Source organism: Campylobacter sp. CNRCH_2016_0050h (assembly GCF_025772605.1).
Classification (GTDB): domain Bacteria; phylum Campylobacterota; class Campylobacteria; order Campylobacterales; family Campylobacteraceae; genus Campylobacter_D; species Campylobacter_D lari_D.
Genome location: NZ_JAKMSK010000003.1, coordinates 1 through 25,985, shown reverse-complemented (window position 1 = coordinate 25,985; position 25,985 = coordinate 1). Strand labels below are relative to the sequence as shown.

At 29.4% G+C, this 25,985-nt stretch carries 25 protein-coding genes and 1 pseudogene; 18 read left to right on the top strand and 8 right to left on the bottom strand.

The features are described 5' to 3' along the window. The first annotated feature begins 171 nt into the window (after window positions 1-171). From modA to L8X28_RS02135, 3 genes are read left to right on the top strand one after another with little or no spacing between them, the layout of a single operon-like run. On the top strand, window positions 172-918 hold the full coding sequence (gene modA, locus L8X28_RS02145) for a molybdate ABC transporter substrate-binding protein (protein WP_263665391.1): 747 nt from the start codon (window positions 172-174) through the stop codon (window positions 916-918). Continuing rightward, on the top strand, window positions 915-1,304 hold the full coding sequence (locus L8X28_RS02140) for a hypothetical protein (protein WP_263665390.1): 390 nt from the start codon (window positions 915-917) through the stop codon (window positions 1,302-1,304). Before modA ends, L8X28_RS02140 begins: the two co-directional genes overlap by 4 nt. Next, window positions 1,298-2,152 (top strand): ABC transporter ATP-binding protein, encoded by an 855-nt coding sequence (locus L8X28_RS02135; protein WP_258108839.1) that lies wholly within the window; start codon window positions 1,298-1,300, stop codon window positions 2,150-2,152. Before L8X28_RS02140 ends, L8X28_RS02135 begins: the two co-directional genes overlap by 7 nt. Before the next feature lie 86 nt (window positions 2,153-2,238). On the opposite strand, the gene L8X28_RS02130 is transcribed toward L8X28_RS02135, so the two are convergent. Beyond that, window positions 2,239-3,891 (bottom strand): 4Fe-4S dicluster domain-containing protein, encoded by a 1,653-nt coding sequence (locus L8X28_RS02130; protein ID WP_263665389.1) that lies wholly within the window; start codon window positions 3,889-3,891, stop codon window positions 2,239-2,241. A gap of 89 nt (window positions 3,892-3,980) precedes the next feature. On the opposite strand from L8X28_RS02130, the gene selA reads away from it, so the two are divergent. From selA to L8X28_RS02110, 4 genes are read left to right on the top strand one after another with little or no spacing between them, the layout of a single operon-like run. Continuing rightward, window positions 3,981-5,312 (top strand): L-seryl-tRNA(Sec) selenium transferase, encoded by a 1,332-nt coding sequence (gene selA / locus L8X28_RS02125; protein ID WP_263665388.1) that lies wholly within the window; start codon window positions 3,981-3,983, stop codon window positions 5,310-5,312. Continuing rightward, window positions 5,305-7,110, top strand: coding sequence for a selenocysteine-specific translation elongation factor (gene selB / locus L8X28_RS02120; protein ID WP_263665387.1), 1,806 nt, complete (start codon window positions 5,305-5,307; stop codon window positions 7,108-7,110). The genes selA and selB overlap by 8 nt, the downstream gene beginning before the upstream one ends. Window positions 7,111-7,163: 53 nt before the next feature. Next, entirely contained in the window at window positions 7,164-7,877 is a 714-nt protein-coding gene (locus L8X28_RS02115) for a thioredoxin fold domain-containing protein (protein ID WP_220566922.1), read from the top strand. Next, window positions 7,864-8,391, top strand: coding sequence for a hypothetical protein (locus L8X28_RS02110; RefSeq protein WP_133319770.1), 528 nt, complete (start codon window positions 7,864-7,866; stop codon window positions 8,389-8,391). Before L8X28_RS02115 ends, L8X28_RS02110 begins: the two co-directional genes overlap by 14 nt. A gap of 22 nt (window positions 8,392-8,413) precedes the next feature. Here the strand turns inward: L8X28_RS02110 and gdhA are convergent, their stop codons facing one another. From gdhA to gltX, 4 genes are all read right to left on the bottom strand, one after another. Next, window positions 8,414-9,781, bottom strand: a complete 1,368-nt coding sequence (gene gdhA, locus L8X28_RS02105; RefSeq protein ID WP_263665386.1) for an NADP-specific glutamate dehydrogenase — start codon at window positions 9,779-9,781, stop codon at window positions 8,414-8,416. Window positions 9,782-9,793: 12 nt separating this feature from the next. Beyond that, entirely contained in the window at window positions 9,794-10,459 is a 666-nt protein-coding gene (locus tag L8X28_RS02100) for an MqnA/MqnD/SBP family protein (protein ID WP_133319772.1), read from the bottom strand. A gap of 247 nt (window positions 10,460-10,706) precedes the next feature. Next, window positions 10,707-11,942: a malic enzyme-like NAD(P)-binding protein gene (locus L8X28_RS02095; RefSeq protein ID WP_263665385.1), complete on the bottom strand. Its 1,236-nt coding sequence runs from the start codon at window positions 11,940-11,942 to the stop codon at window positions 10,707-10,709. Continuing rightward, window positions 11,942-13,333 carry a glutamate--tRNA ligase gene (gene gltX / locus L8X28_RS02090; protein WP_263665384.1) on the bottom strand — a complete coding sequence of 464 codons (1,392 nt, stop codon included), beginning with the start codon at window positions 13,331-13,333 and terminating at the stop codon, window positions 11,942-11,944. The genes L8X28_RS02095 and gltX overlap by 1 nt, the downstream gene beginning before the upstream one ends. A gap of 64 nt (window positions 13,334-13,397) precedes the next feature. Between gltX and L8X28_RS02085 the strand changes: the two genes are divergently transcribed. Further along, the gene (locus L8X28_RS02085; RefSeq protein ID WP_263665383.1) at window positions 13,398-14,225 is read left to right on the top strand and encodes a peptidyl-prolyl cis-trans isomerase; all 828 of its coding nucleotides are present in this window, start codon (window positions 13,398-13,400) and stop codon (window positions 14,223-14,225) included. Window positions 14,226-14,243: 18 nt separating this feature from the next. On the opposite strand, the gene L8X28_RS02080 is transcribed toward L8X28_RS02085, so the two are convergent. Both L8X28_RS02080 and accB read right to left on the bottom strand, forming a co-directional pair. Then, entirely contained in the window at window positions 14,244-15,575 is a 1,332-nt protein-coding gene (locus tag L8X28_RS02080) for an acetyl-CoA carboxylase biotin carboxylase subunit (protein WP_263665382.1), read from the bottom strand. Between the two features lies 1 nt (window position 15,576). Further along, window positions 15,577-16,026: an acetyl-CoA carboxylase biotin carboxyl carrier protein gene (accB, locus tag L8X28_RS02075; RefSeq protein ID WP_039626958.1), complete on the bottom strand. Its 450-nt coding sequence runs from the start codon at window positions 16,024-16,026 to the stop codon at window positions 15,577-15,579. A 131-nt stretch (window positions 16,027-16,157) separates the two neighbouring features. Here accB and dcd point away from each other — a divergent pair, with 131 nt between their 5' ends. The 10 genes and pseudogenes from dcd to L8X28_RS02025 all read left to right on the top strand — a co-directional run bounded on the left by dcd (window position 16,158) and on the right by L8X28_RS02025 (window position 24,860). Next, window positions 16,158-16,718 carry a dCTP deaminase gene (dcd, locus tag L8X28_RS02070; RefSeq protein ID WP_012661997.1) on the top strand — a complete coding sequence of 187 codons (561 nt, stop codon included), beginning with the start codon at window positions 16,158-16,160 and terminating at the stop codon, window positions 16,716-16,718. A gap of 50 nt (window positions 16,719-16,768) precedes the next feature. Further along, window positions 16,769-17,776, top strand: coding sequence for a UDP-N-acetylglucosamine 4,6-dehydratase (inverting) (gene pseB, locus L8X28_RS02065; RefSeq protein WP_258108148.1), 1,008 nt, complete (start codon window positions 16,769-16,771; stop codon window positions 17,774-17,776). Next, window positions 17,773-18,903 (top strand): UDP-4-amino-4,6-dideoxy-N-acetyl-beta-L-altrosamine transaminase, encoded by a 1,131-nt coding sequence (gene pseC, locus L8X28_RS02060; protein WP_263665381.1) that lies wholly within the window; start codon window positions 17,773-17,775, stop codon window positions 18,901-18,903. Before pseB ends, pseC begins: the two co-directional genes overlap by 4 nt. Window positions 18,904-18,907: 4 nt before the next feature. Then, a pseudogene (locus tag L8X28_RS02055) lies at window positions 18,908-20,170 on the top strand (DUF4910 domain-containing protein). After that, window positions 20,167-20,949 carry an AAC(3) family N-acetyltransferase gene (locus tag L8X28_RS02050; protein WP_263665380.1) on the top strand — a complete coding sequence of 261 codons (783 nt, stop codon included), beginning with the start codon at window positions 20,167-20,169 and terminating at the stop codon, window positions 20,947-20,949. Before L8X28_RS02055 ends, L8X28_RS02050 begins: the two are co-directional and overlap by 4 nt. A 2-nt stretch (window positions 20,950-20,951) precedes the next feature. Next, window positions 20,952-21,176: an acyl carrier protein gene (locus L8X28_RS02045; RefSeq protein WP_087699877.1), complete on the top strand. Its 225-nt coding sequence runs from the start codon at window positions 20,952-20,954 to the stop codon at window positions 21,174-21,176. Beyond that, window positions 21,170-22,072, top strand: coding sequence for a class I SAM-dependent methyltransferase (locus L8X28_RS02040; protein WP_173787020.1), 903 nt, complete (start codon window positions 21,170-21,172; stop codon window positions 22,070-22,072). Before L8X28_RS02045 ends, L8X28_RS02040 begins: the two co-directional genes overlap by 7 nt. Then, window positions 22,069-23,592: an HAD-IIIC family phosphatase gene (locus L8X28_RS02035; RefSeq protein ID WP_263665379.1), complete on the top strand. Its 1,524-nt coding sequence runs from the start codon at window positions 22,069-22,071 to the stop codon at window positions 23,590-23,592. Before L8X28_RS02040 ends, L8X28_RS02035 begins: the two co-directional genes overlap by 4 nt. Then, entirely contained in the window at window positions 23,582-24,649 is a 1,068-nt protein-coding gene (locus L8X28_RS02030) for a beta-ketoacyl-ACP synthase III (RefSeq protein ID WP_263665378.1), read from the top strand. Before L8X28_RS02035 ends, L8X28_RS02030 begins: the two co-directional genes overlap by 11 nt. Continuing rightward, window positions 24,642-24,860, top strand: coding sequence for an acyl carrier protein (locus L8X28_RS02025; protein WP_214100219.1), 219 nt, complete (start codon window positions 24,642-24,644; stop codon window positions 24,858-24,860). Before L8X28_RS02030 ends, L8X28_RS02025 begins: the two co-directional genes overlap by 8 nt. Window positions 24,861-24,872: 12 nt before the next feature. On the opposite strand, the gene L8X28_RS02020 is transcribed toward L8X28_RS02025, so the two are convergent. Next, window positions 24,873-25,985 (bottom strand): DUF2920 family protein (locus L8X28_RS02020; protein WP_263665377.1); only part of this gene is annotated, 1,113 nt, incomplete at its 5' end.

The window sequence follows — 25,985 nt, the reverse complement described above, 5'->3', positions numbered from 1 at the left end:
TATACAAAAATTAAAATAAATTTTTACATTAAAAATATTCTTTAAAAAAAATTAGTAATTTTTATTTGCTTATGAAATAAGTCTTAGAAAATATGCAAAAAACACAAATTTATTTTTGCTTTTAAAAATAAGCTATAATTTTTTCAAAATTTACTACTAAAAGGATAAAAAATGAAAAAAATTTTCACCCTACTTTTTTTGTGTATTTTTGGCTATAGTGCTGATGTAAATATCGCTGCAGCTGCAAATGTAGCTTACGCTTTTAAAGCCTTGCAAAAAGAATTTCAAAAAGAAAACCCTGATATTAGTATCAATGTAAGCTTAGGCGCTAGTGGAAATTTAGTCTCACAAATTAAAAATGGTGCGCCATTTGATATATTTATGGCTGCAAATATGAAATTTGCACAAAGCTTGTATGATGATAATTTTACTAGCACAAAACCTGTTATTTATGCTCAAGGAGCTTTAGCTTTACTCAGTGTTAGAATGGATTTAAGCAAAGGATTAGACACACTTAAAGAAGAAAAAGTAAAAATCATCACCATAGCTAATCCCAAAGCTGCTCCTTATGGTCAAGCTAGTATAGAAACTTTACAAAATGCTAAAATTTATGAGCAAACAAAAGCTAAAATCATCGAGGCAAAATCCATAGGAGAAGCACTTACTCAAACATTAAAAGCAGCTGATGTGGGTTTTATAGCAGCAAGTGCTTTATATGAAGATACACTAAAATCTTATAAACTCCAAGAAGGAAAAAATTATATTTTAATCAATCCAAAGCTTTATGAGCCAATCAATCAAGGTATTGTTATCACTTCTTATGGTAAAGATAATGCCAAAGCTAAAAAATTTTATGATTTTATTTTAAGCAAAAAGGCTAAGGAAATTTTCAAAGCTTATGGCTATAATATCCCATGATTAAAGCTAAAATAAACACTATAAAAAATCATGAAAATATAAACTGGGTAGAATTTCTTATAAAAAAACATAAATTATTTATGCTTGCTTTAGAACTTGATGAAAAAGCAAGCATTAATCAAGAAGTTTTACTAGCTTTTAAAAGTAGCGAGTGCTTGCTTAGTAAAAAAAATTTAGAAAATTCATTTTTAAATACCTTTTATGCAAAAATCATTGATATTTTTCAAGGACAAATCATCACTATCGTAAGATTAGAAAATGAAATTTGCACTTTCGAAGCTCAAATTAGTACCCATGAGTTTTTAGAGCAAAATTATCAAAAAAATGATTTTGTATTTGCTTATGTACATCCTAGTGCTTTATTTATCAAAGAGTATTTATGCTAAAACTTGATTTTGAAAAAATCTTTAAAAATAAAGAAAAAGAATTTAAACTTAAGGTTAAATTTGAAGTTAAAGAAGGAGAATTTTGTGCTATTTTTGGAAAAAGTGGTAGTGGTAAAACTACGCTTTTGAGAATTTTAGCAGGTTTTGAAAAAGCACAAGGAATTTGCACTTTTAATAATACGATATTTTTTGATGATAAAAACTTTCTAAGCCCACAAAAAAGAAAACTTGGCTTTGTTTTTCAAGATTATGCTTTATTTGAAAATATGAATGTAGAGCAAAACTTACTTTTTGCCAAAAAAGATCTAAAATTTGCTAATGAACTTTTAGAACTTTTAGATTTAAGCAAACACAAAAAAAGTCATATTTTAGAGCTAAGCGGGGGACAAAAACAACGCGTAGCTTTAGCAAGAGCCATTATGCAAAAACCCAAACTTTTACTTTTAGATGAGCCATTTAGCGCCCTAGATAATGAGATAAAACTACACTTGCATGATTATCTTTTAAATATACACAAAACTTATAAAATCACTACTATTTTAATCAGTCATGATGTAAGTGAAGTTTATAAACTAGCTAATAAAGTCATCATTTTAGAAAATGGAGCTATCATCAAAGAAGGCTCGCCTAATGAAGTTTTTTTAAAGACACAAGGCTCGCAAAAATTTGCCATAAAAGCACGCATTTTAAAACTACAAAAGCAAGATAGCATATTTATAGCCATACTTGCCATAGGTAATCAAATCAGCCAAGTAGCACTAAGCCCTTTAGAAGCTAAAGATTTTAAAGAAAATGATGAAGTGCTTTTGAGCCAAAAAGCTTTTGCGCTAAATTTAAGCAAAGTATAAAAACTATAATTTAAATTAACTTGTATATTAAAAAATTATATAAAATTTTTAATACAAGCTAAAACTTAGTGCTTAAGCCTTTTGGCTTAAAGCACATTCATACTTTGTATCATTACTTTTGCTTTACATTCAGCACAGCAATATAGTGTTTTTATCTTAGCTTCATCACCTATAAATCTTGGTTTCATAATGCTAGCGATTTTTTCAATGGCCTTTTTAGTAGCGAATTCTTTTCCACACTCTACACAAGCAAAAAGTTCATCTTGAGCTAAAACCATAAAAGAAAAATACTCTTTTTCCAAATCTATCCCACTTCTTTGAAGCATTAAAGTATCTTTTTCAGCACAACTTGCCTCACAATACCCACAGGTAGTACATAAACTTGCGTTAAATTTCAAAGAATTATCTTTAGTATCAGCCACTAAAGCTCCTACATTACAAGCTCCCACACAAGAAAGACATAAAGTACAGGTGTCTGCATTGATGGTGATTTTTCCATAGCGTATCCATTCTTTACTTGGGATATTGCCTAAATTTTCTTCCTTTATAAGTTCTCTTAATCTTATAGCAAAATCTTCTCTTTTTAAAAGCGCAGGATTATAAGAAATAAATTTGAGATTTTCTATAAAATGTGCTTGATTTATAGCTTCTAAAAGTTCTTTTTCATCTTTAGCTAGAAAAATTGCGTTTTGTTTAAATTTTCTTTGAAAAATTTCATTCATCAAAGCTATCACTTCTAAAGCACCTTGCGATAAGCCATCACTATAAAAAATCACACTCGCACCACTTGTTTGAAGCATAGCTAAAAAATGTGCTTGATCAAGATAGTTTTCGCCTTTAATCATAAAAGGCATTACATCTTCTTTTAAAGTGATATTTAAATTTTCTATAGACATTTTCTCAGGGATTATTAAAATGATTTTATCTTCATAAAATTTTAAAATTTCATAAAAGCTATTGCGTGGCATAGGTGCATAATCAAGTGCTCCACTAGGACAAATCCCCACACAATCACCACAGCTTAAACAATCCACATGAGAAAATTCTAATTTTCTTTGCTCATCATCTTTTAAAATAGCCACACTAGGACAAATTTCAGCACATTTTCCACAATGAATACTTCTTCTTTCATGGTATTGACAAATGCTATCATCATAACTAATATAATTTCTAAATTTATATTTTGGAGAATTAGAATTTAAAAGTTTTATAAGCTCTTCTTGACTTAAAGTAGTTAAATCATAGCAACCACTTTGTTGATCAAAACTTTCTTTTTTTATATCATATAAGAAAAAATCACAATCAATCTCTACTTGCTCATTATCTTTTAAAGCTATCACACAAAGCTCGCCCACGCAACCTAAAACACCCAAACATTGCTCATTACTTAGTTTTAAAACCTTGTATTCTTGTTTTTTTAAGCTTTCAATAAGCTCATCTTGATCCTCATTGCTTACAATAATTACATTTTTACCCACTTCTTTGGTGTATTCTAAATCAAGTCCTAAATCATAAACTTTAGATCTAATCTTGTATAAAGACTCAATAGTTTTGGCTTTTTTAAGCACATCATCTTGTGAGTTTTTAAGGTAAAAATTAATCTCAGGTGCATAAACTTCAGGATTTAAAAGCTTTGAATTTCCTATAAAAACTTCTTCATTACAGGCTTTTTGAACTATGCTAATATCATCACTTAAAGGAATTAAATCTTCATTTTCTAAAAATACAAAATCTTTCATAATACTCTCTTTTAAATTTTTTAATCTTAATTATATAAATTTCATTATAAAAAAGTTATAATTTTACTAATTTATTCTTAAGGTTTAAGATGAACAAATTTAGAAATTTTCCACCCATAAATACACTTATAAACGATGAAAACTTGGCTAATTATCCTTTGTATTTAAGATCTCATTTTGCAAAAATAGTTGTTTCAAATTGTAAAAAAGAACTAAGTAAAAATGAAAATTTAAATTTTAGCTTGCAAGATTTGCTAAGTAAAATTGCTCAAAGTATTGATGAGTTTTTAAATATGCAAAGTCAAAGTTTGATCAATGCTAGTGGAGTTATCATACACACTAATCTTGGTCGTAGCATTATTGATGAGAGTATTTTTGAAAGAACTAAAGAAATCATCTGCTCTTATTCAAATTTAGAGTTTAACATGCAAAGTGGTAAAAGAGGCTCAAGGTATGACGCACTTAGTGCAAATTTAAAAATATTATTTAATTGTGAAGATTGTTTAGTTGTTAATAACAACGCTTCTGCTGTATTTTTGATCTTAAACACCTTAGCAAAAAATGAAGAAGTTATTACTTCAAGAAGTGAGTTAGTTGAGATTGGGGGAAATTTTAGAATTCCTGAAGTTATGCTAGCAGCTGGAGTTAAACTAAAAGAAATAGGCACGACTAATAAAACTCATTTATATGATTATGAAAAAGCTATCAATGAAAATACTAAGATGATTTTAAAAACCCATCGTTCTAATTTTGCTTTTAAAGGATTTTTTGAAGAAGTAAGCTTAAGTGAAATTCACGCTTTGACAAAAAAGAAAAAACTCATATCTTATTATGATTTGGGTGCTGGCTGGTGTGAAAAGATTAATAAACAACTTAGTAAAAACGAGCCGAGTGTGAAAGAGCTTTTAAAACATTGTGATATTTTAAGTTTTAGCGGTGATAAACTTTTTGGTTCTACTCAAGCAGGCATTATACTTGGAAAGAAAAAATACATTCAACAATTAAAAAAAAATCAACTTCTAAGAATGCTAAGGGTTGATAAAATCACTCTAGCTTTTTTAAATGAAACTGCCAAAGCTTACTTAGAAAAAGAATATGAAAAAATCCCCACACTAAAACTTTTAAATGATGATTTAAAAACCATAGAAAAAAAGGCACTCTTTATCAAAGAAAAAATTCCTATAAAATGTGAGTTAAAAGCTTCTAAAAGTTTAGTAGGTGGTGGCTCTATGCCTGATAAAAGCTTAGATACTTTTGTGTTAAGTTTTGATGAGAAAGCTTTGCTTTTACAAGAAAAATTTAGAAAAAAAGGCGTAATCGGCCGTGTTGAAAATGGGCATTTTGTGCTAGATTTTAGAAGTATTTTAGAAAAAGATTTAAACAAAATAATAAGCATTATTAAAGAGGTATTTCATGCATAGTATCATCATAGGCACTGCTGGGCATATTGACCATGGTAAAACTTCGCTTATTAAAGCTTTAAATGGTTTTGAAGGTGATAATTTAAAAGAAGAGCAAGAAAAAGGCATTACGATTAATCTTAGCTTTTCAAATTTAAAAAGTGAAAATTTAAATATTGCTTTTATCGATGTGCCTGGGCATGAAAGTTTAATTAAAACTATGATAAGTGGTGCTTTTGGTTTTAGGGTATGTATGTTTGTCATAGATATAAACGAGGGTTTAAAGGCTCAAAGTATAGAGCATTTAAGGGTTTTGGAATTTTTAGGCGTAAAAGATGTAGTGCTTATTTTGAGTAAGGTTGATTTATGCAAGGATTTAGTACAAAAGCAAGCAGAGCTTTTAAAAGAATTAAAAGCCTTTAAAATCAATATCTTAAAAGTTTTTCCAACTAGCATTTATGATGAGCAAAGTATATTAAATTTAAAAAACTATCTACTTAGTTTAAAGCCTAAAGAAAATGATGAAAATTTGATTTTTAGATACTACATTGATAGGGTTTTTTCTCTAAAAGGTATAGGAACGGTAGTAACAGGGAGTTTAAATGAAGGAAAAATAAGCAAAAATGAAAAAATATTTTGCATTGAAAATCAAAAAGATATCATTGTAAAAAATATACAAATTCATGAAGAAAATGTTTTAGAAGCAAAAGCTTATAATAGAGTTGCTTTGAGTTTAAATTGTGATTATCATGAGTTAAAAAAAGGCTATATATTAAGTAAAAAAGGTGTTTTTAAAAGTTTTAAAAGTATCGATGGAGTTGTTTTTAATACAGAGATTAAACACGGGAGTATTTTAGAATTTTGTAGTGGCTCAAAAAAGCTTAATGCAAAAATTAGTGTAATCAAAGAATTTGAAGATAAAACTTATATTAACTTAGAATTTGATAAAAGCTTACCTTTGTGTTTTGATGATAAATTCATCTTGCTTGAAAATGGGCGTATTAAAAGCGGTGGTGTGGTTCTTAATGCGGTAAGTGAGCCTTTAAAAAAAGATATAAAAGCTAAGTATTTAGCACTTTTAGAACAAAAAGATTTAAAAAAGGTATTTGAGTTTTTAAAACAAACTCACAAACTTGGCTTTGGATTGCTTTCAAGCTATCAACGCTTTAAACTCACTCATGAGCAAGCCCTGAACCTAGCAAAAAGCTTAAATCATGTTTTTGTCGATGAGCAAGCTTTAAATGTATATGATTTAAATGCTATGCAAACTTTGAAAGAATTTATTGATTTTATTTTCTCTAAAAATCCTTATGCTTTAATCTCGCCTCATTCTATCGCCTTAAGGCTTAGCTGGGCAAGTGAGAGCTTTTGCGCTTATACACTCAAGCAAATGCAAGAAAAATTAGATTTTAAAGATGGCATATGGTTTTTAAAAGGACAAGATTTTGAAAAATTACAAGAAAAGGCTCATTGTGAGCTTTATGAAATTTTAAAAAAAGAAGGTATAAAACCTACTGCACCTTATAATCTTTATGAATATTTAGAGCTTGATAGGAAAAATGGGGATCTTATCTTAAAAAAACTCACCAAAGAAAATAAAGTCAAAAGATTAGCACATAATCTTTTTATAGAAAAAAATACTCTTGAAAATCTCATGCAAGAGTTTTTAAAACTTTTGCAAAATCATCATTTAGATGTAGCTTTTGTTAAAAATCATTTTCAAATTTCAAGAAAATATGCCATAGCTTATTTAGAATATCTTGATAAAAACTATCCTCAAGTTAAAAAAATAGAGGAAAAAAGAATATTAAAAATCTAAGTGTTAAAGATTACATTTTATAATGTGCAAAAATTTTAAAACAAAGGAAAATGATGAAAAAATCTTTAGCTCTCTTAACCCTTGCTAGCTCTTTATTTGCTGCAAGCAATGAAGAAATTATTAATTTTTTTAAGAAAAATCCAAATTTATCAAATGCAAACATTAGTGTTTCTAGTAGAGAAAAAATTCCTGATACTAACTTTGAAGCTGTGATAGTTAATTTTGAAATTAGTGGTAAAAATTTCCAAGAAATCGTTTTCACTCAAGATAATATCATCACAACTGAAGTAATTGATGTAAAAAAAGGTGAATTTTACTCTCAAGTTTATCAAGCAAAACTCATGGAAAAACAACAAGCTGAATTTTCAAAAAAAGCTCTAGTTGAACTTAAAAAAGAAAAAATGTTTATTTCTTTAGGCGATAAAAACAAACCTTTACTTTATGTTTTTAGCGATCCTGAATGTCCATATTGTAGAATGCATTTAGATAAAATAGAAGAAACACTAAAAACTCATCAGGTTAAATTTATCTTAACCCCTATCCATGATACTAGTGCTTTTGAAAAATCTGCATTAATTTACAAAGAAAGTAAAAATGCTAAAGATGATGCACAAAAAATCGCCATCATGAAAAAATATTATGATAAAAATTTAAAAGATTATAAAAAACCTAGTGAAGCTGAGGTTAAAGCAGTAAGAGAAACTTTCGCAAAATACTCTAAACTTGGTCTTCGTGCTGTGCCAACTATAATCGATGCTCAAAAATAATTTTTTCTTGCTTGTGTTTGCACTATTTTTAAGTGCTTGCACAGGCCCTATGCAAACTTTTATCCAAACAAATAATGAAGGTATTTTCCTGCATGCTAATAAAAATCAAAGTTTTTCTTTACACATCAATAATCCTTCAAAATTAAACACAAATTTAGAAGCCAAGCTCGCTCAAAAATTACAAAATTTAGGCTTAGTTTTAAATAATGTTCAAAGTGATTATAAAATTTATATCAATATAGTAGATTTTAAGAAATTTTCTTACGCACAAAGATTACGCGCTTCTAATGCGAGATTTTTTTATAATGACTTTGATAAAATAGATGATGTTTTTGAAATGGAAGTAGAAAATTACTATCTTTTGCAAGTTAATTTACAAATTAGCTCCAAAAACTCTACTCAAAGCACCTCGCTTTTAGCAAGAACTGCCTATCTTGGTAATATAGACAGAGCCAAAGAGTCTTTAGAAGAAAAAATCGCTAATCAAATAACAAGCTTTTTTTATATACACTAAAGATGGCATTTAAGCCATCTTTTTAAATATAACCATGATCAATCATCGCATCAGCTACTTTTTTAAAGCCTGCTATGTTTGAACCTACTACTAAATTTCCTTCATGATTATAAGCTTTTGCACACTCGTATGAATTTTCAAAAATATTTTTCATAATCTTATGTAATTTTGCATCAACCTCCTCAAAGCTCCATTGACACATACTTGCATTTTGTTGCATTTCAAGTTGAGAAGTCGCTACACCACCTGCATTAGCAGCCTTAGCTGGCGCAAATAAAAAGTCTTTTTGATTTAACATAAAATCGATCGCTTCAAGTGTGCTTGGCATATTAGCTCCCTCTGCTACCATACGACAACCATTGTGATATAAGGTTTTAATATCTTCTAAATTTAATTCATTTTGCGTAGCACTTGGAAAAGCTATATCACAAGGTATACTCCATACTCCATTACAACCTTGTTTATACGCACTTTTTGGAGTAAAAATAGCACCTTTTTTAAGCATTGCATAATCACTCACTCTAGCTCTTTTTACTTCCTTAATTTCTTTTAATAAATCTAAATCTATCCCATCTTTATCATAAACAAATCCATCGCTATCGCTTATTGTGATTGCTTTTGCACCAAGTTGATGTAATTTTTCTATGGTATAAATTGCCACATTTCCGCTACCTGAAACTGCACACTCTTTTCCTTCTAATGCATTGTTATATTTTGCTAGCATTTCTTGAGTAAAATACACACAGCCATACCCTGTTGCTTCTGTTCTTACTAAACTTCCACCCCATGGAATTTTCTTTCCCGTTAAAGTTCCATCAAAATTAGAGCTAATTTTCTTATAAGCTCCAAACATATATCCAATTTCTCTAGCGCCAACCCCTATATCACCTGCTGGCACATCAGTGCTTGCACCTATGATTTTTGAAAGCTCGGCCATAAAAGCTTGACAAAAACGCATAATTTCTGCTTCGCTTTTGCCTTTAGGGTCAAAATTTGCTCCACCTTTAGCTCCCCCTATCATTAAACCTGTTAGAGAGTTTTTGAAAATTTGTTCAAAACCTAAAAATTTCAAAACATCTAAATCTACACTAGGATGAAACCTGATCCCACCTTTATAAGGTCCTAAACTAGAATTAAACTGCACTCTATAACCAAAATGCGTTTGAGCTTTACCTGCATCATCAATATATACAACTCTAAATATAGTCGTTTTTTCAGGCATAACAATACGCTCTAATATAGCATGATCTTGATAAGTTTTGTTAGATTCGAGTAAAGGTTCTAAAGAATTTAACACCTCAGTTGCTGCTTGAAAAAAGATAGGTTGTCTTGGGGAAGTTGCTTGAATTTTTTCTAAGGTTTCATTGATATATTGTTTAGCTATACTCATAAATTGTCCTTTTTATAGTATCTTGCTGTTTGCATTAGCTAAAAATTTTTTTAGCGCCTTTTGCTCCTTTGTTCCTATTTTGTAGTAAATTAGCTTTAAATATGCACTAATTTCTTTTTGAGAAAGATTTCTTGACTTAGAATAATCTAGCAAAATATATTGTGGAATGAAAATTTTACTTTTTGTGAAATTTTTCATCATTTTTTTATAAATAGAAAAATTTTTAATACAAGAAAATCGAGCAAAAACAAAAGGTAGTTTTGTCTTTTCATACCATAATTCACATAAATCAATATAATCTTTTGGATTTTGCAAATAAAGTTTTAAAGCCTTATCACCGATGATAACCTCCCCTTTTTGCTTTAAAACTTTTGCAAGAGCATTAGAAGTTGCAGAGCTTGCATCTTCTTTGCTTTCAGATTGTTTTTTCACTAAAACGCTTTTTACCTTTTTGCTTGCGCAAATCCCCACATTTAAGGTTTTGTATTTTTTTCTACGACTTTCAACACTTGAGATAATCGCTGCATCAATGCGTCTAAAATACAAATGGCGATTTAGCTTACTAGGAACCCCTTTTTTATATTCTGTAGTTTGCTTAACATAGCTAGGAAAAGCTGATTTTTTAAGATAGATATGTAAAGGGAGTAAATTAAGATAATCTATCTTACCAAAAATCATCTCGACCTTTCTATGATTAAGTAAAAATATCCTATTAAAAAATATCTTAAATATAAATTAATTTTATTAAAAACACTAGTAATATCAAATTTATATAATTTAAAAAGAAAAAAAGTAACATTTAAAACATATTTTTTAAATGATTTTTAAAAAATATGTTTTTATAACTCATATAAACAATAAAAAATAGATAAAATTAAGTTTTATAATAAAAAATTATTTTAAATAAAACTTAATTTATAAAAAATTATTTTAAACTATCAAAATATCTCTGATAATCAAAATTATTTATCAAAGCTACTCCATCTTCAACCGCAGCTTTTGCCACAGCAGCACTAACTACAGCTTTTACCCTGCTATCAAATGGTTTTGGTATCACATAATCTCTACCAAAGCTAAGCTCTTCTACTCCATAAGCTTGTTTTACCTCATCAGTTACCTCAAGCTTAGCTAAATCAGCCAAAGCTTTAGCAGCAGCTACTTTCATATTTTCAGTGATTTTAGTCGCTTTTACATCTAAAGCTCCTCTAAAAATAAAAGGAAAACCTAAAACATTGTTAATTTGATTTGGATAATCACTTCTACCTGTTCCAACTATAGCATCGTTTCTAACTCTTTTAACATCTTCTGGCATTACTTCAGGTACAGGATTAGCTAATGCAAAAATCACGGGATCTTTTGCCATACTTAAAATCATCTCATCATCTAAAATCTTAGGTGCACTCAAACCCAAAAATACATCAGCACCTTTTAAAGCTTCTCTTAAAGTGCTATCTTTGGTATCGCTTACAAATTCTAGTTTGTATTTATTTAAATCATCTCTTTGAGTATTAATCACACCTTTACTATCTACTAAAACGATATTTTTAACCCCTAAATTTCTATACATTCTAGCACTTGCAATACCTGCTGCACCTGCACCACTTACCACTACTTTAATATCTTCAAATTTTTTACTACTAATTTCCATAGCATTCATTAATCCTGCTGTAGAAATGATCGCAGTTCCATGTTGGTCATCATGCATTACAGGAATTCCAAGATCTTGCAAAGCAGCTTCTATTTCAAAGCATTTTGGTGCTGAAATATCTTCTAAATTAATTCCTCCAAAAGTAGGCGCTATAGCTTTACAAAAAGTAACAATTTCATCTATACTATGAGCATTAATTTCTAAATCATAAGCATTAACATTAGCAAATTTTTTAAACAAACAAGCTTTTCCTTCCATAACAGGTTTGCTTGCACTCGCTCCTATATTGCCAAGTCCCAAAACCGCACTACCATCGCTTACTATAGCAACTAAATTAGCTTTATTAGTGTATTTATAAGCTAAAGTTTCATCTTTTGCTATCTCAATACAAGGTTCAGCAACCCCAGGAGAATACGCCAAAGATAAATCATGTGCACTATCCATAGGCTTTCTAGCAACAATATCTACTTTACCACCTAAATGATACTCTAAAGCCTCTTCTTTTAAATTCATTATTTTTCCTTCATATAATTTAGTAAATTTTTTATCCTAAGTTTAGCCTTTTGCACTCCTAAAAATTCCAATACTTCAAATATACTAGGACTAACCGAGTTTCCTGTGAGTGCAATGCGTATAGCTTGAGCTAGATCTTTTAACTTAAGATTATTTTCTTCTAAGAATTGATTAGTTAATTCTTCAAATTCACAAGCATTTTTTTGCTCATTTAAAACCATAGCGTATTTTTCCAAATAAGTTAAATTTGCAACATTGAGAAATTTATCTACAGCCTTTTGATCATATTCTTTTGGGTTATTTAGTAACACTTTAGCCCCACTAATAATATCATGTAAGGTTTTAGCTCTCTCTCTTAACATATCTAGCAAAAAGCCTGCTTTTTCATACTGACTTAAATCAAATCCTAAATCTTTTAATTGTCTATTGATTTCTTCAAAAGGTAAAGTTTTAATATAATGAGCATTAAGCCATTCTAATTTTTTAAAATTATAGCAAGAAGCACTTTTGTTAATATGATTTGGATCAAAAAGCTCTTGCATACTTTCTAAAGAAAAAATTTCATCATCGCCATGACTCCAACCAAGACGCACTAAGAAATTAAGCAAGGCTTGAGGTAAAATCCCCATATTTTTATATTCCATCACATCAGTTGCTCCATGACGCTTAGAAAGTTTCTTACCATCTTCACCATGTATCATAGCTACATGATAAAATTTAGGTATTTTAAAGCCTAGTGCTTCATAAAGGACAATTTGTTTTGGAGTATTTGATAAATGATCATCTCCTCTTATAACATCACTCACACCCATTAGTGCATCATCAATTACAACGGTTAAATTATAAATTGGGCTACCATCGCTTCTTGCAATTACAAAATCATCTAAAATATCTTCAGCCTTAAAACTAACCTCGCCTTTAATGCCATCTATAAATTTAATCTCTCCACTTTGTGGTGCTTTTATACGCACCACAGGCTCAATACCACTTGGCGGAATTCCTTTAAAATCTCTATATCTACCATCATATTTTGGACGCTCTTTAGCTGCTTCTTGCTTAGCTCTTAACTCATCAAGCTCTTCTTTGCTCATATAACAATAATAAGCCTTGCCCTCATCTAATAATTTTTGAATGTATTTTTTATAAATATCAAATCTTTGAGATTGATACTCAATCGTCCCATCATAATCAAGCCCACACCATTTAAATGCTTCTATAATAGCTTGCGTAGCTTCTTGTGAATTTCTTTTTAAATCCGTATCTTCAATACGCAATAAAAATTTACCCTTATTTTTTCTTGCATAAAGATAATTATATAAAGCTGTTCTAAGCCCTCCTATGTGCAAATATCCTGTTGGAGAAGGAGCAAAACGCGTTGTGATTTCTTGCATATTTTTACCTTTTTTAAATTTTTATTGTTATAATGCTATATTTACACTTAAATAAAGGTTTTATATGAGAAAATTTTTAATATCTTGTTGTTTTGCTGCAAATATTTTATATGCTCAAACCCTTGGTGGTGTAGCAATGGTAGTAGAAAATCAACCTATTACTCTTTATGATATAGAACAAACTATGAAAGAATTAAAAACTAATGACAAACAAAAAGCTATAGCATTTTTAGTAGATGATAAAGTTCAACAAAGCGAAGCTAAAAAGCTAGGAATTTATGTAAGCACTTTTGAACTTAATGAAAAATTAGCCCAAATAGCAAAAGGCAATAAAACTGACATTAATGGTTTGCAAGCAAAGATAGAAAAAGATGGTTTAAGTTTTGAAGTTTTTAAAAACAAAGTTAGAAAAGATCTTGAAAGAGAAAAACTTTATAGAAGCATAATGCAAAATGTAAAAATCAATATTGATGATGAAACACTAAAACATTTTTATGAAAGCAATCTTGATAAATTTAGCACTTTTTCAAATATAGACTTAGTTGTTTATAATTCTACCAATCCTGAACTTTTACAACAGCTTGCACAAAATCCTATGTATAAAAATTCTCAAATTAAATCAAAAGCCATTAGTTTAAACGCAGCTAGTTTAGATCCAAGATTACTTGCTTTGTTAAATAATACAAAAATAGGAGAATTTACTCCAGTGTTAAATGGCGAAAACGCTTATATAGTGTATTTTGTAAAAGAAAAATATGGTAAAAATCCTATCGAATTTGATTTAATCAAAGATCAAGTTAGCAATGTCTATACCCTAACTCAAAAAGAACAAGCCTTAAAAAATCATCTTGATAAAATAAGAGCAAATGCTCATATAGAAGAATTAAGATAGGTTAAAACCTATCTTCAATTAATGTCTTGAAAGATAATTTGTATCATAATTATTATTGATAAAATCTGCATTATCCATCATTGCTAAATGAAAATCTTTGGTTGTTTTTATCCCACCTACGATAAGCTCTTGCAAGGCTATTTTCATTTTAGCTATAGCTGTGTTTCTATCTTCTCCCCAAACGACTAATTTTCCAATCATAGAATCATAATAAGGAGGCACACTATAATCTTGATAACAATGGCTTTCCATTCTTACATTGCGTCCTGCAGGAGCTACATATTTTGTGATTTTACCTGGGCAAGGTAAGAAAGTTTTAGAATCTTCAGCAGTAATTCTACATTCTATAGAATGACCCTTAAGTTTAATTTCTTCTTGTTTTGGTAAAGGATACCCTTCTGCTACTTTAATCATAAGCTCGATAATATCTACCCCGCTTACCATCTCACTCACACAATGCTCAACCTGCAAACGCGTATTCATTTCAATAAAATAAAAATCTAAATTTTTATCCACTAAAAACTCAAAAGTTCCCGCACCCTCATAATCAATAGCCTTAGCAGCTTTAACTGCTGTTTCATGAAGTCTTGCTCTTGTTTTTTCATCTAGTAAAATTGCAGGAGATTCTTCTATAAGTTTTTGATGGCGTCTTTGCATAGAGCAATCTCTCTCACCCAAATGTATCACATTTCCAAAGCTATCTCCTATGATTTGCACTTCTATATGGCGTGGGTTTTGGATGTATTTTTCCATATACATAGTTCCATCACCAAAAGCACTCATCGCTTCACTTTCTGCTGACCAGTAAGCTTTTTCTAAATCTTTTTCATCTTCAACTACACGCATACCACGGCCGCCACCACCTGCTGCTGCCTTTAAAATCACAGGATAGCCTATTTCTTTAGCAAGTTTTTTTGCTGCTTCAACCCCACCTAAAGCCCCATCGCTTCCTGGGATTACAGGCACACCTGCTCTTTGCATTACTTGTTTTGCTTTACTTTTATCACTCATTAGTGCCATAGCAGCTACTGAAGGGCCTATGAATTTGATATTATGTTTTGCACAAATTTCAACAAAATTTTGATTTTCACTTAAAAATCCATATCCTGGAAAAATCGCATCCGCTTCGCTAATTTCAGCTGCACTAATAATAGCTGGGATATTTAAATAGCTTTCTGAACTTCTAGCATTTCCTATGCAAATACTCGCATCGGCATATTTTAAATACAAAGCATCTTTATCTGCGGTAGAATACACACAAATTGCTTTTTTTCCCATTTCTTTTACAGTTCTTAAAGCTCTTAATGTAATTTCTCCACGATTTGCTATTAAAACTTTTTTAATTTCCATTTTATAATTTCTCCACCACAAATAAAGGCATACCAAATTCTACAGGCTGACCATCTGCAACTAATACTTCTACTATCCTACAATCATATTCAGCTTCGATTTCATTCATAATTTTCATCGCTTCAATAATTGCTATAGTACTTCCTTTTTTAATAGTTTGTCCCGCTTTAGCAAAAGGTGCTGCACCTGGGCTTGGAGCTTGATAAAAAGTACCTACCATAGGGCTATTGATAGTCGGTTTATTAGAAGAGTTTGAGCTTGCTTTGGTTTCATTAACTACATTTACATTAATTGGCTGTGGAGCTGGAGCAACAGGAGCTGGAGCTGGTAATTCACAACACATATCTCTTTCAAGTTCTATTTCAAATCCATCTTGTTCTTTTATTTTAATCTTGCTTATATTTGCTTCTGCAAAAAGTTGCATTAGTTCTTTGATTTCTTCTTTTGTCATATATTCTCCTTAATTTATAAGACTTAATTTATAATTATATATAAAAATACTAAAAATAACTTCAATTATTTATTTTTTACTTTTATTTTAAGATATAATTTAAAAATTCACTTTAATTATAAAGGACAAAAATGGGCTTAAAAGCGGATAATTGGATCAAAAAAATGGCATTAGAGCACAATATGATAGAGCCATTTTGTGAAGCAAACATAGGTAAAGGTATAGTTAGTTATGGGCTTTCAAGCTATGGATATGATATAAGAGTTGGAAGAGAATTTAAAATTTTCACTAATGTAAATTCCACCGTTGTAGATCCTAAAAATTTTGTAGAAGAAAATGTAGTAGATTTTGTAGGCGATGTATGTATAGTACCTGCAAATTCTTTCGCGCTTGCAAGAACAGTTGAATATTTTAAAATGCCAAATGATGTTTTGGCTATTTGTCTTGGCAAAAGCACTTACGCAAGATGTGGCATTATAGTAAATGTAACCCCTTTTGAGCCAGGTTTTGAAGGACATATCACTATAGAAATTTCAAACACAACCCCACTACCTGCTAAAATTTATGCTAATGAGGGTATAGCTCAAGTTTTATTTTTACAAGGAGATGAGCCTTGTGATGTAACATATGCTGATAAAAAAGGTAAATACCAAGCTCAAACAGGTATAACTTTACCAAGAATTTTAAAATAATTTTATTTTCAACCGATATAAAAACTTAGTCAAGTAATAGGAAAATATATATGTTTAATGGAAAAAGCATTTTAATCACCGGTGGCACAGGAAGTTTTGGAAAAACTTATACTAAAACTTTACTTCAAAAATACAAACCTAAAAAAATCATTATCTATTCACGCGATGAACTCAAGCAATTTGAAATGGCAAGAAAATTTAACGATGATTGCATGCGTTATTTTATAGGTGATGTAAGAGATAAAGAAAGATTAAGCATAGCAATGAAAGATGTTGATTTTGTCATTCATGCAGCTGCTATGAAACATGTGCCAATTGCAGAATATAATCCAATGGAATGTATAAAAACTAATATCCATGGAGCACAAAATGTAATCGATGCGTGTTTGGAAAATAATGTAGAAAAATGTATCGCTCTTTCAACCGATAAAGCATGCAATCCTATTAATTTATACGGAGCTACAAAGCTTGCAAGTGATAAGCTTTTTGTAGCAGCAAACAACATCGCAGGAAATTCTCATACTAAATTTAGCGTTACAAGATATGGTAATGTAGTAGGTTCAAGAGGATCTGTCATACCATTTTTTAAAAAACTCATCAATGAAGGCGCTAAAGAACTTCCTATCACAGATGAGAGAATGACAAGATTTTGGATATCCTTAGAAGATGGGGTTAATTTCGTGCTGAATAATTTTGCCTATATGCATGGAGGGGAAATTTTCGTACCAAAAATTCCTTCTATGAAAATCGTTGATTTAGCTAAAACTATGGCTCCTAATTTAGCTCATAAAATCATAGGTATAAGAGCAGGTGAAAAACTACATGAAATTATGATTTCAAGTGATGATAGTCATTTAACTTATGAATTTGAAAATTATTATGCTATTAGTCCAAGTATTCAATTTAATAACACTAATGTTGATTTTAGTATAAATGCAAAAGGACAAAAGGGTAAAAAAGTTTCTAATGGCTTTTCTTATAGCTCTGATAATAATCCATCATGGATTAGCCAAGAAGAGCTTTTAAATATAATAAATCATACAGAGCTTGAAAAATGATAACTTATTCTCATCAAAATATTGACGAACAAGACATACAAGTAGTTTGTGAGGCTTTAAAAGATGATTTTTTAACCGGTGGAAAAAAGGTTGAAGAATTTGAACAAGCCCTTTGTGAATATGTAGGTGTAAAATATGCTTGCGTGCTAAATTCAGCTACTTCTGCTTTACACCTTGCATATTTATCTTTAAATATAAAAGATAAAATTGTCTTAACAACCCCCATTACCTTTGCTGCAACTGCAAATGCAGCTTTAATGGCAGGTGCTAGGGTTGAGTTTATAGATGTAAAAAGCGATGGAAATATTGATGAGAAAAAACTTGCTTTAAGATTAAGCCAAGATAGCTCTAATATAGGAGCAATTTGCGTGGTTGATTTTGCGGGAAATAGTGTAGAAATGGATGAAATTTTAGCCTTAGCCAAACGATACAACATCCCACTAATTGATGATGCAAGTCATGCCCTAGGTGCTATTTATAAAGATCAAAAAGTAGGCTCTATGGGGGATTTGAGCATATTTTCTTTTCATCCGGTTAAACCTATTACAACCTTTGAGGGTGGTGCGGTTGTTAGCAATGATGAGGAATTAATCTCAAAAATTAAGCTTTTAAGAAGTCATGGTATAGTCAAAAAAAGGCTTTGGAATAGTGATATGATTGAACTAGGCTATAATTATCGTTTAAGCGATGTAGCTTGTGCTTTGGGTATAAATCAACTTAAAAAACTTGATAATATGCTAGAAAAAAGAGAAATCATCACAAGTTTTTACGATAAAGAATTTGAAAAAAATCCTTATTTTAGCACTATAAAAATCAAAGATTATAAAAAAAGCTCAAGACATTTATATCCTATTTTGCTTTTTCCTGAGTTTTATTGCCAAAAAGAGGTTATTTTTGAAAAATTATTAAATTTGGGCATAGGTGTACAAGTGCATTATAAGCCTACTTATGAGTTTAGTTATTATAAAAACTTATATGGAAATTTATTCTTAGAAAATGCGGATAATTTTTATAAAGCTGAACTTAGCATACCTGCTCATCAAGAAATGAGTTTAAAAGAAGCACAATTTATTAAAGATAGTTTATTTAAGATTTTAGAAGAAACTAAAAAGGCTTATTGTGAGTAAAAGTATGTATGAGCTAGTTTGTGAGCTTTTTCCTATATGCAGAAGTATTACCGGGAAAGGCTTTAGACAAAGCTTAAAAATACTTGATGAAGCTATGGGGGGGGGTATATTAAAAATTCACTCTATAGCAAGCGGGAGTAAAGTATTTGATTGGGAAGTACCTGCTGAATGGGAAATAAACGATGCTTATATCATCACTCCAAATGGAGAAAAAATTTGTGATTTTAAGCAAAATAATCTTCATGTATTAAACTATAGCACAGGCATAGACACAGAGCTTAATCTAGCAAGCTTACAAGAACACCTTTACTCTATAGAAGAAATGCCTGATGCCATACCTTATGTGACAAGCTATTATAAAAGGTGTTGGGGGTTTTGTATAAAACATGAAGATAGAGTTAAACTAAAAGAAGGAAAATATAAAGTTTTCATAGACGCAAAGCACCATGAAAATGGAGTTTTAAACTATGCTGATTTACTCATACCTAGCACGCAAGAAACAAAGGATGAAATTTTAATCTCTACTTACCTTTGTCATCCATCTATGGCAAATAACGAGTTAAGTGGCCCTGTGGTAGCTGTGTTTTTAGCTAAATGGCTTTTAGAACTTAAAGAGAGAAAATATAATTATCGTTTTGTTTTTATTCCTGAAACCATAGGGAGTATAGTTTATCTTAGTAAACATTTAAAGTATTTGTAAAAACACACTAAAGCAGGTTTTGTACTCTCTTGCATAGGTGATGATAATGCTTACTCACTCATTCACACTCCAAGTGAAAATACCCTAGCAGATAAAGTAGCTTTGCATACCTTAAAAGAAAAAAATAATTTTAAAGAATTTAGCTTTTTAGATAGAGGAAGCGATGAGAGACAATACTGTGCTCCTTTAGTAAATTTACCCGTAGTCGGAATTTGTAGAAGTAAGTATCTAGAGTATAAAGAATATCATACTAGCAAGGATGACTTAAATTTCATCAGTGAAGAGGGATTGCAAGGTGGCTTAAAAGCTATGCAAGAAATCATTATGAATTTAGAGGTTAATGAAATTTATCAAAATACGATATTTTGTGAACCAAATTTGGGTAAAAGAGGGTTATATCACACTATCAATACTTCTTCAACCAATGATATACTAATATCATGTAATTTTTTAGCATATTGCGATGGTAAAAACGATGTTTTAGATATAGCCTCAAAGCTAAACATGCAAGCTTATGAATTAAAAGATTTAATAGAAAAATTAAAATTTCACGGATTGATAAAATGAAATATTTCTTAGAACATAATGATAAAAAATACTCTAATATTGACTTAATAGAAGCTTTCAAAAAACTTGGCATCAAAAAAGGTGATATTTTGTGTGTACATAGTGAATTGATGAAATTTGGTATTCCTTTACTTCCTAGAAATGAATTTTTACAAACTATATTAGATTGTTTTTTTAAAGTTATAGGTAAAGAAGGTACTTTAATCATGCCTACTTTTACTTATAGTTTTTGCAAAAATGAAGTTTATGATAAATTAAATTCTCCTACAAAAATGGGTGCTTTAAATGAATATTTTCGCAAACAAGCAGGAGTAAAACGCACTAATGATCCTATATTTTCCTTTGCTATAAAAGGAGCCAAAGAAGAATTGTTTTTAAAGGACACTACAAGTTGTTTTGGAGAAAATTGTGTGTATGATATTTTAACACAAGAAAATGGAAAATATATACTTTTTGGAAGCACTACAGGACACACTCTAACTCATTATATCGAAGAAGAATACCGAGTAGATTACAGATATTTTAAAGATTTTCACGGAAAAATAATAGACGAACAAAACAGAATGCATGATAAAAAAATAAAATTTTATGTTAGACATTTAGATAAAAAATCTTTACCAAATGTCGATAATATAAACTATATTACTAAAAAAACAAAAAATTTTATATACGAAAATTTTGGTGGTGCAACTATATGTTTATTTCATACAAAAGAATACAAAGAAGCGATAAAAAATGCTCTTGATGAAGATAAAAATATTTTTATATTACAGGATTAATCATGGAAAATAAATTTTATGAAATTTTAGAAAATATACTAGAAGTAAAAGTTGATGAAAATTCAAATTTAAGCATGCAAAATTGCAAAAATTGGACTTCTTTAAATCATATTGATATAATCATGAGCTTAGAAGAAGAATTTGAAATCAAATTTAGCAAAGATGAATTAAGTCAGCTAAAATCACAAAATGAACTTTTGCAAGCTATTAAGGAGAAATTATGCTAGAAAATACAAAAGAATTATTTAAGCTAATAGAAGAAAAAAATCCACTACACAAAAAATGTTTAGATGGATTACAACTCTCTAAAGAAGAATATGAAGATTTAGAAAAGCTTATTGTTTATTACAAAGATACACTAAATATTACTTTAGAAGAACAAGCTCAAAGCTATATAGTTGTATTAAATGATACTTTAGAAGAAACTAGATATTTTATAGAATTTGGAAAATATAGATATAGCACCTTAGCAGAAGTAGAAAATATGGTGTATTTTAATGAAAACTATATGAAGCAATACATGGTAGGTCTTGCTATATCTTCTTTTATATGGAATGCTCATATTGAAGTTAGAAGATATTTTGCTAAGTATATAGATGAAAAACAAAATCAAGAAAATACCTATCTTGAAATAGGACCAGGACATGGTGAATTTTTTGTTAAAGCCCTAAGAAGTCAAAAATTTAAAGAATATTTTGGCATCGATATATCTCCTATAAGTTGTCAAATGAGCAAGGATATGGTAGAAAATCAGTTTGGCAAAATAAATACTAAATGCGAATTTATATGTAAAGATTTTACCAAATGTGAGTTTAACAACAAAGCTGATTTGGTAGTAATGGGAGAGGTTTTAGAACATGTTGAACAACCTTTACAATTTATGAAAGATGTAAAAGCCTTATTAAATGATAATGGAGAAATCTTTGCGACTATACCTATCAACGCTCCTGCAATTGATCATATTTATTTATTTTCTCATCCTGATGAAGTTAAAGAATTACTTAATAAAGCAGGATTGAAAATCAAAGAATGTGAATATTTTATGGCGAATAATTATTCTTTAGAAAAAGCACTAAAAACAAAAAATGCTATTGTAATGGCAGTAGTTTTGGTCAAAGAATGAATCTTTTTTCACCAAATTTAAAAAGAAATGATCTTATAAAACTTAGCAAGGAAAATCATTATAAAAAAATTACTATTAATGTTTTTAGAAATCACTCTTTTGAAGTGATTTCAAGCATACTAAATGCATTTTTAGCCTTTAGTAAATTAAAGGCTGAATTTAACATAAGCTCTTATGATGATAGTTTAAGTTATGATAATTTTCAAAAAGCAGATTTAAACATCATATTTATAGATTTAAACAATTATAAAAAAAATGTAGATGATTTTATCAAAGAAAAAATACAAGAACTATCAAGCATTAGCAACGCTCCTATCATCACACTTTTACTTGGTAATACAAGCTTAAAAGAATATAGTATTTGCAAAATACTAAAGCCCTTTTTAGATGAAAATCTCATCATAGATGATAGTAATTTTGAAATAAATGCAAGCAGACTTAGTAATAAAGCTTGTGTAAAATTAGCCCAAATTCTAGGACTAAAAATCCTACCTAGCTTCTTGCAACCAACTTTAAAAGCAATCATCATAGATCTTGATAATACCTTATACCAAGGAATTTTAGGCGAAGATGGCATTGAAAATCTTGCTTTATCTAGCAATCATAAAGCCTTGCAAAGTGAGCTTTTAAATTTAAAAAATCAAGGTTTTTTACTCGCCATCGCTTCAAAAAATGAAGAAGAAGATGTAAAAAAACTTTTTTCACAAAGAAAAGACTTTTTATTACAACTTGATGATTTTAGTATGATCAAGGCTAATTGGAAAAGTAAAGACGAAAATATTAAAGAAATTGTAAATTTTTTTAATATAGCTTTTGATAGTGTGCTATTCATTGATGATAATATAGCCGAAATTGAAAATGTATCACACCTTCATATTAACACCTTACTAGCTGATGAAAATAGTGCTTATAGTTTAAAGCTCTATCCTAGACTTTTAAAAACAAGCTTTAGCAAGGAAGATGAGTTAAGAAGTGCTGATATTAAAGCAAATTTACAAAGACAAGAGCTTAGCAAGCTTAACCCTAAAGAGTATTTTGAAAAATTACAAATTTGTTTGAAATTTCACATCAACCACGCAGATGAACTTGAAAGAATTTCACAACTGCTTAATAAAACTAATCAATTTATATCAAATTACTCAAGATTAAGCTTAAAAGAGTGTGAAGAATTTATGCAAAAACATGCTATTTTGACTATAAGCATGAGTGATAAATTAAGTGATAGTGGCATTATAGCAATTTTTGTAGCTTATAAAGATGAAGCAAATTTAATCATAAAAGATATTTGCATAAGTTGCAGAGCCTTAGGAAGAAAGCTTGAAAAAATTATGCTATATAAGGCTATAGAGTTATTACATGTGCATTTTAATACAAAAGAATGTATTTTATACTTTCAAAAGGGTGAAAAAAATATGCCATTTTTAGAATTTTTATATAGTTTAAATGCAAATATAAAAGAAAATTTTACTCTAATCCAAAAAGAAATGATAAATTACGAAGGACTTATAATTGAAAGCTAGTTTTAATAAAGCCAAAATAGCAGGCATAAGCGTTTGCGTGCCTAATAAATGTATAAATATAGATGATTGCTTAGAAGATGTTTTTCAAAATGATGTCAAAATGCTAAAAAGAATGAAAAAAATTTCAGGCATACAAGAAAGATTTATCGCTGATGAAAATATTAGCACAACAGATTTAGCCTATGAAGCAAGTATAAATTTATTTAAAATGCTCGATTTTGATAAAAATAAGCTTGATATGGTGATTTTTGTTACACAAACTCCTGATTTTTTTATGCCATCATGCGCAAACTATCTTCACAAACGATTAAATTTAAAACCTCAAACCATAGCTTTTGATGTAAATCAAGCGTGTTCGGGGTATTTATATGGCTTATTTATAGCTTTTTCTTTTTTAGAAAATCAAAATGCAAAAAATATTTTATTAATTTGTGGTGATACTTTAAGCAAAACCATAAACCCTTTAAATGCAAATTTAGCTCCAATCTTTGGCGATGGAGTAAGTGCAACACTCATAAGCAGTGCAAATGAAAAATCGTTTTTTAAGCTTTATTCTAATGGAGAAGGTTTTGACAAACTCATCATACCCAATAGAGCTTTTACTAAACTTGATGAGAGTAAAAGCTCCAATAAAGAAATATTTCAAACCAATAAGCATAGGAGCTTAGATAATCTTTACATGGATGGGGCTGAAATTTTTAATCAAGCGCTTAATCTTGAGAGCCAAAGCATAAAAGAAATGCTTGATTTTTGTGAAAAAAGTAAAGATGAAGTGGATTATTTTTTATTACATCAATCCAATCAATTTTTAGTTGATTCTATTATAAATGACTTGGGTATTGATAGCTCTAAAGCACCAAATTTTTTGATGTCAAAATATGCTAATTTAAGTGCTTGCTCTTTACCTGCTTTACTTTGTGAAATACAAAAAAATGATTTTAATGCCATTTTAAGTGCTTTTGGTGCTGGATATGCTTGGGGGAGTACTTATATAAATTTTGATAAAAACTTTAAAACTGATACAATTTCAATTTATAAAGGAGAAAAAAATGACTAAAGAAGAATTATTAGAAGCTATTAGCGAAGCTATGCATATGGATGAAACACTAAAAGAAGATATGATTTTAGATGATATTGATGAATGGGATAGCTTAGCTTTTGTATCTATCATGGTATTATTTAAAAACTCACTTGGCAAGCAAATTAGCGGTGATGATCTTAAAAAATGTGAAAAAGTAAGCGATCTTTTAGCTTTAGCTGGTGTTTAAACAAATATTTGTTTAAACCCTTTCCACACTTAAAACAATCTGCTCATTTTCCTCTTTAAAAGTATATATTAAATCATCACACTTGTATGAGATTTCTTTTTTACAAGTTTTATCTTTTAAAGGCTCTTGTAAAATTTGTGGTAAGTGTTTTTTAATAAGTAGTTTTATAGGTATACCCATACCATGAGTTAAGTCTTTAATAAATTTGCCATCTATTTGTTTTTCATCTACAACCTTTATAAATTCAACATCAAGTCCATGTTCTTTTAAGATATTAACATATTCTTCTTTTTCTTCTAAAGGAACATATTCATCAAATTTAGAATGATAAGTAATGTGTTTTGGATTTGGATATTTTGCTTGTATATTTAGATGATCTTTATTTAGTGTTTCTCTAATGAGTTTTCTAGCAGGCGAAAAATAATAAGGGGATTGTTTGTTTGTAGTCCATAGTGTTTTATCGAAAAAATATAACTTCATATTACTATAAAAATTAAGAAATGCAAAGCAGTAGTATTTAGTATAATCAATTTCTTTACCAAAACCTATAACTCTCCATAAATTAGTAAGACTAACATGAGAAGAATTATCTATTACAACATCAACAAGCCAAGGAGCTAACTTTGCACATAAATTTGCTAAATATCCTCCATGGGATGATCCTATTAAAATATGCTTTATACCCCCCCCCATAGCTTTAAAAGGAGAATTTTTTCTAATATATAAAAGAGCATTTAGTATATCTGTTGCTTGCATGATGCCAAAATTTTGATATTCATTTTTGGTAGGCTGTAAGCTCACACTTAAATCCAAATAATAATCTCTATCAAAATCCCAGGCGTCTTTCTTTTTTTGAATTTCTTTATTAAGATATTCCATAGCAGGATGAAATTCTTCAAAAGTATTAAGTTTTGATATATCATAAGGAATTTCTATATCAATAGCTTTTAAGCTTGCATCAAAAATAAGCTTATCGATATTATCAAGAAAAGATTCCGCTCCTGTTTGAGTTCTATTCCCTATACAATGATAATTTACATTTAAAACTGCTACATTATAATTTCTAGCACAATAATCACTTATATATAAATCATCTTTTATATCTCCACCAATACCATTTATAAC

Excerpts from the sequence above, each read along its gene's own strand:
- modA (WP_263665391.1), top strand. The coding sequence starts at position 172 with ATGAAAAAAATTTTCACCCTACTTTTTTTGTGTATTTTTGGCTATAGT.
- L8X28_RS02140 (WP_263665390.1), top strand. The coding sequence starts at position 915 with ATGATTAAAGCTAAAATAAACACTATAAAAAATCATGAAAATATAAAC.
- L8X28_RS02135 (WP_258108839.1), top strand. The coding sequence starts at position 1,298 with ATGCTAAAACTTGATTTTGAAAAAATCTTTAAAAATAAAGAAAAAGAA.
- L8X28_RS02130 (WP_263665389.1), bottom strand. The coding sequence starts at position 3,891 with ATGAAAGATTTTGTATTTTTAGAAAATGAAGATTTAATTCCTTTAAGT.
- selA (WP_263665388.1), top strand. The coding sequence starts at position 3,981 with ATGAACAAATTTAGAAATTTTCCACCCATAAATACACTTATAAACGAT.
- selB (WP_263665387.1), top strand. The coding sequence starts at position 5,305 with ATGCATAGTATCATCATAGGCACTGCTGGGCATATTGACCATGGTAAA.
- L8X28_RS02115 (WP_220566922.1), top strand. The coding sequence starts at position 7,164 with ATGAAAAAATCTTTAGCTCTCTTAACCCTTGCTAGCTCTTTATTTGCT.
- L8X28_RS02110 (WP_133319770.1), top strand. The coding sequence starts at position 7,864 with ATGCTCAAAAATAATTTTTTCTTGCTTGTGTTTGCACTATTTTTAAGT.
- gdhA (WP_263665386.1), bottom strand. The coding sequence starts at position 9,781 with ATGAGTATAGCTAAACAATATATCAATGAAACCTTAGAAAAAATTCAA.
- L8X28_RS02100 (WP_133319772.1), bottom strand. The coding sequence starts at position 10,459 with ATGATTTTTGGTAAGATAGATTATCTTAATTTACTCCCTTTACATATC.
- L8X28_RS02095 (WP_263665385.1), bottom strand. The coding sequence starts at position 11,942 with ATGAATTTAAAAGAAGAGGCTTTAGAGTATCATTTAGGTGGTAAAGTA.
- gltX (WP_263665384.1), bottom strand. The coding sequence starts at position 13,333 with ATGCAAGAAATCACAACGCGTTTTGCTCCTTCTCCAACAGGATATTTG.
- L8X28_RS02085 (WP_263665383.1), top strand. The coding sequence starts at position 13,398 with ATGAGAAAATTTTTAATATCTTGTTGTTTTGCTGCAAATATTTTATAT.
- L8X28_RS02080 (WP_263665382.1), bottom strand. The coding sequence starts at position 15,575 with ATGGAAATTAAAAAAGTTTTAATAGCAAATCGTGGAGAAATTACATTA.
- accB (WP_039626958.1), bottom strand. The coding sequence starts at position 16,026 with ATGACAAAAGAAGAAATCAAAGAACTAATGCAACTTTTTGCAGAAGCA.
- dcd (WP_012661997.1), top strand. The coding sequence starts at position 16,158 with ATGGGCTTAAAAGCGGATAATTGGATCAAAAAAATGGCATTAGAGCAC.
- pseB (WP_258108148.1), top strand. The coding sequence starts at position 16,769 with ATGTTTAATGGAAAAAGCATTTTAATCACCGGTGGCACAGGAAGTTTT.
- pseC (WP_263665381.1), top strand. The coding sequence starts at position 17,773 with ATGATAACTTATTCTCATCAAAATATTGACGAACAAGACATACAAGTA.
- L8X28_RS02050 (WP_263665380.1), top strand. The coding sequence starts at position 20,167 with ATGAAATATTTCTTAGAACATAATGATAAAAAATACTCTAATATTGAC.
- L8X28_RS02045 (WP_087699877.1), top strand. The coding sequence starts at position 20,952 with ATGGAAAATAAATTTTATGAAATTTTAGAAAATATACTAGAAGTAAAA.
- L8X28_RS02040 (WP_173787020.1), top strand. The coding sequence starts at position 21,170 with ATGCTAGAAAATACAAAAGAATTATTTAAGCTAATAGAAGAAAAAAAT.
- L8X28_RS02035 (WP_263665379.1), top strand. The coding sequence starts at position 22,069 with ATGAATCTTTTTTCACCAAATTTAAAAAGAAATGATCTTATAAAACTT.
- L8X28_RS02025 (WP_214100219.1), top strand. The coding sequence starts at position 24,642 with ATGACTAAAGAAGAATTATTAGAAGCTATTAGCGAAGCTATGCATATG.